Source organism: Microcystis sp. M53602_WE12, assembly GCF_030065455.1.
In the GTDB taxonomy this organism is placed as follows: domain Bacteria; phylum Cyanobacteriota; class Cyanobacteriia; order Cyanobacteriales; family Microcystaceae; genus Microcystis; species Microcystis aeruginosa.
This window is the reverse complement of the sequence record NZ_JASJFB010000168.1, coordinates 1-3,653: the sequence shown is the minus strand read 5'-3', so window position 1 is coordinate 3,653 and position 3,653 is coordinate 1. Positions and strand designations below refer to the sequence as shown.

The window sequence follows — 3,653 nt, the reverse complement described above, 5'->3', positions numbered from 1 at the left end:
CGATCGATAGGATAATTGATAATCGGAACATCTGCTCTGAGAATATGTCTCTCGATCGCCGTCAATTTCTTTATCTTTTAGGTGCTACCCTTGGCACAGCCACTCTTGCTGGTTTTAACTCTGCCGCTTTTGCCGCTACCGGTCCCTATAGTCTTATTCCCCTACCCTATAGCTATGATGCCCTAGAACCTTATATTGATAAGGAAACGATGCAATTTCATCACGATAAACACCATGCTGCCTACGTTAATAATCTCAACACGGCAGTGGCAAAATATCCAGAATTGCAGAAAAAAACAGTAGTAGAATTAATTAAAAATCTTGACTCTTTACCCGCCGATATTCGCACCACTGTCCGCAATAATGGCGGCGGCGATCTTAATCATACGATGTTTTGGCAGATTATGTCCCCCGATGGCGGTGGCGAACCAAAAGGAGAAATAGGAGCGGCAATAATCGCTAAATTTGGCAGTTTCGAGGAATTTAAAAACGCTTTCAACCAAGCAGGTACTAAACTTTTTGGTAGTGGTTGGACATGGTTGGTTTTAAATAAGTCAGGAGAACTGGAAATTATCAGCACTGCTAACCAAGATAGCCCCCTAATGAAGGGATTACAGCCAATTATGGGCAATGATGTCTGGGAACACGCCTATTACTTAAAATATCGTAATCAACGGGCTGAGTATTTAAAACAGTGGTGGAATGTGGTTAACTGGGAGGAGGTAAATCGCCGCTATGTTCAGGCAAAAGCTTAACGATGACAACTTTTACGGTTACAGTTCCCGCTACCACTGCTAATATTGGGCCCGGCTTCGATTGTCTCGGAGCGGCCTTAACCTTATATAATCAGTTTACTTTTACCCTGCTGCCAGCAACAACAGCTAACCCTGTCAGAATTATTGTCAAGGGAACTGAATCAGCTAAAGTTAGCCAAGGTGCTGATAATTTAATCTACACCTCTTTTTTGCAAGTTTATCAAAAAATAGGACAGAATCCGCCCCCTATCGTCATCGAGATCGGTTTAGGGGTTCCTCTGGCTAGAGGTTTAGGTAGTTCTGCCACTGCTATTATCGGCGGGTTAGTGGCTGCTAATCAATGCGCGGGGAATCCTTTATCTATGGGAGAAATCGAAGCATTAGCGATCGCCTTGGAGGGCCATCCAGATAATGTGGTGCCGGCTTTGCGGGGCAACTGTCAGCTATCGGCAGGATATAGCACAGATTGGGCTATTTGTCAAGTATTTTGGCAAAAAAATCTCATTCCCGTCCTAGCGATTCCCGATTTTGAACTGGCTACGGAAAAAGCTCGGGCGGTTTTACCGGAAAAAATTAGCCGTCAGGAGGCAATTTTCAATATTTCCCGCTTGGGTTTATTATTGCGGGGATTGGAGACGGGTAACGGCGATTGGCTGAGAATTGCCCTAGAGGATAAACTGCATCAACCCTATCGCCAATCTTTGATCCCGGGTTACGAAAAGGTGAAAAAAGCCGCCATTAACGCGGGTGCTTACGGGATGGTAATTAGTGGCGCGGGTCCCACCCTATTGGCTTTAACTAACCCCGACAATGCCCAAAAAACAGCAACAGAGATGAAAAATGCTTGGCAGCAAGTGGGGATTAACTCTGAGGTGAAAATTTTAGCTTTAGATACCCTAGGGGCCCAAGTAAACTGTTAAGAGTCCCTGGCAGATGGGTGTAGGGTGTGGGGTGTAGGGTGTGGGGTGTAGGGTGTAGGGTGTGGGGTGTGGGGTGTAGGGTGTGGGAAGAATCAATAAAAATAATCTCCTGACTCCTGACTCCTGACTCCTGACTCCTGACTCCTGACTCCTGACTCCTGACTCCTGACTCCTATCTCCTGACTCCTGACTCCTGACTCCTGACTCCTAACCCCACCAACAAACTTTTTCAGCAAACCCTAATTATTAAGAAAATGACGCAAATTACCGTTATTGGTGCAGGGATTGGCGGACTAACGGCGGCGGCATTATTGGCGCGTCGAGGTTATCAAGTCACAGTATATGATCAGGCACTTGTCCCCGGAGGTTGTGCCTCGACTTTTTCCCGTCGGGGTTTTACTTTTGACGTGGGGGCGACTCAAGTGGCAGGATTAGAAGTAGGGGGCATTCATCAGCGCATTTTTGCCGAATTAGGGATAGATTTACCCGATTCTGTCCCCTGCGATCCCGCCTGTGCCGTTTTTCTGCCGGGGGAAACCAATCCGATTAATGTCTGGCGCAATCGGCAAAAGTGGCAGGAGGAAAGACAAAAACAATTTCCGGGCAGCGAACCTTTTTGGCAATTATTACAAAAACTCTTTCAAGCAAGTTGGCGTTTTCAAAGTCGCGATCCAGTTTTACCCCCGCGCAACTGGTGGGATTTAGGGCAATTAATCGCCGCTTTGCGTGTAGATACTGCCATTACCTTCCCCTTTACTTTGATGACTGTGGGCGATGCTCTGCGATTATACGGCTTAGAGAGGGATAAACGCCTAAAAACCTTCCTTGATCTCCAGTTAAAGCTTTATTCCCAAGTTACTGCTGATGAAACCGCTTTACTTTATGCCGCCACCGCTTTAGCAGTTTCTCAGTCTCCCCAAGGTTTATCCCACCTTCAGGGTAGTATGCAGGTATTAAGCGATCGCCTAGTAGCAGCTTTGGAAAAATACGGCGGTAAATTGCAAATGCGTCACACAGTGGAAAAAATACTGACAGAAAAGGGAAAAGCCACCGGAATTATCGTCATAAATCAAAAAAATGGCCAAATATATCCAGAAATGGCCGATGAGATTGTGGCTAATATCCCGATCCAAAATTTACCACAATTAATCGATCGCGAAGCCATTCCCAGTCTTTATCACCGGAGAATTGAAAAACTTCCCCCCGCATCTGGCGCTTTTGTGGTTTACTTAGGAGTCGATCGCGCTGCTATTCCCCCCGATTGTCCCCCCCATTTGCAATTCCTCTACGATTACGATGGCATAATCGGCGAAAATAACTCTTTGTTTGTTTCCGTGAGTAAAGAAGGGGATGGCCGCGCCCCAGCGGGAAAAGCGACGATTATTGCTTCTTCCTTCACCGATACCAGTCTTTGGTGGCGAAAAGGAGAAGATAATTATCAGCAATTAAAAGCAGCATACACCCAAGAGGCGATCGATCGTCTCGGTAATTATTTCCATCTTAGTCCTGATCACATCGTTCACATCGAATCAGCTACACCTCGTACTTTTGAGCGGTTTACGGGGCGAAATCAGGGCATTGTCGGCGGTATTGGTCAAAGATTGTCCACTTTTGGCCCTTTTGGAGTAGCGACGCGCACTCCGATCCCCCATCTTTGGTTAGTGGGAGATTCCACCCATCCGGGGGAAGGCACTGCCGGAGTCAGCTATTCGGCACTCACGGTAGTTAGACAGATTGAGAATCAATTATTAGCTTCTAGTTAGGGTCTGCTGAATAAATCTAAAAACCTTGCTGGATAAGACTTTTAGCCTTTTTTGAAATCCAAAAGTACCAGATATGGCAGTGATCGGGGTAAAATTCAGGTACTTTTTCCCTGAAAATTAGGTAATTGACCCCCTCAAAATCGGTAAAACCCCACACCCCACACCCTACACCCTACACCCTGCCCCTAGGAAAAACTTTTTCAGCAGACCCTAGT

General features: G+C 46.3%; 4 protein-coding genes. 3 read left to right on the top strand and 1 reads right to left on the bottom strand.

Going from position 1 to position 3,653, the window contains the following annotated elements; translation table 11 throughout:
• Window positions 1-44: 44 nt before the first annotated feature.
• Window positions 45-755, top strand: a complete 711-nt coding sequence (locus PX482_RS06565; protein ID WP_288122220.1) for a superoxide dismutase — start codon at window positions 45-47, stop codon at window positions 753-755.
• A gap of 2 nt (window positions 756-757) precedes the next feature.
• On the top strand, window positions 758-1,675 hold the full coding sequence (gene thrB, locus PX482_RS06560; protein ID WP_002759894.1) for a homoserine kinase: 918 nt from the start codon (window positions 758-760) through the stop codon (window positions 1,673-1,675).
• 92 nt (window positions 1,676-1,767) lie between these two features.
• Here thrB and PX482_RS06555 read toward each other — a convergent pair whose 3' ends face one another.
• Window positions 1,768-1,911, bottom strand: coding sequence for a hypothetical protein (locus PX482_RS06555; RefSeq protein ID WP_288094069.1), 144 nt, complete (start codon window positions 1,909-1,911; stop codon window positions 1,768-1,770).
• 18 nt (window positions 1,912-1,929) lie between these two features.
• Here PX482_RS06555 and crtD point away from each other — a divergent pair, with 18 nt between their 5' ends.
• Window positions 1,930-3,438 carry a C-3',4' desaturase CrtD gene (gene crtD, locus PX482_RS06550; RefSeq protein WP_002759892.1) on the top strand — a complete coding sequence of 503 codons (1,509 nt, stop codon included), beginning with the start codon at window positions 1,930-1,932 and terminating at the stop codon, window positions 3,436-3,438.
• The last annotated feature ends 215 nt before the right edge of the window (window positions 3,439-3,653 follow it).

Coding starts and splice junctions, on each gene's coding strand:
- thrB (WP_002759894.1), top strand. CDS start 758: ATGACAACTTTTACGGTTACAGTTCCCGCTACCACTGCTAATATTGGG.
- crtD (WP_002759892.1), top strand. CDS start 1,930: ATGACGCAAATTACCGTTATTGGTGCAGGGATTGGCGGACTAACGGCG.
- PX482_RS06565 (WP_288122220.1), top strand. CDS start 45: ATGTCTCTCGATCGCCGTCAATTTCTTTATCTTTTAGGTGCTACCCTT.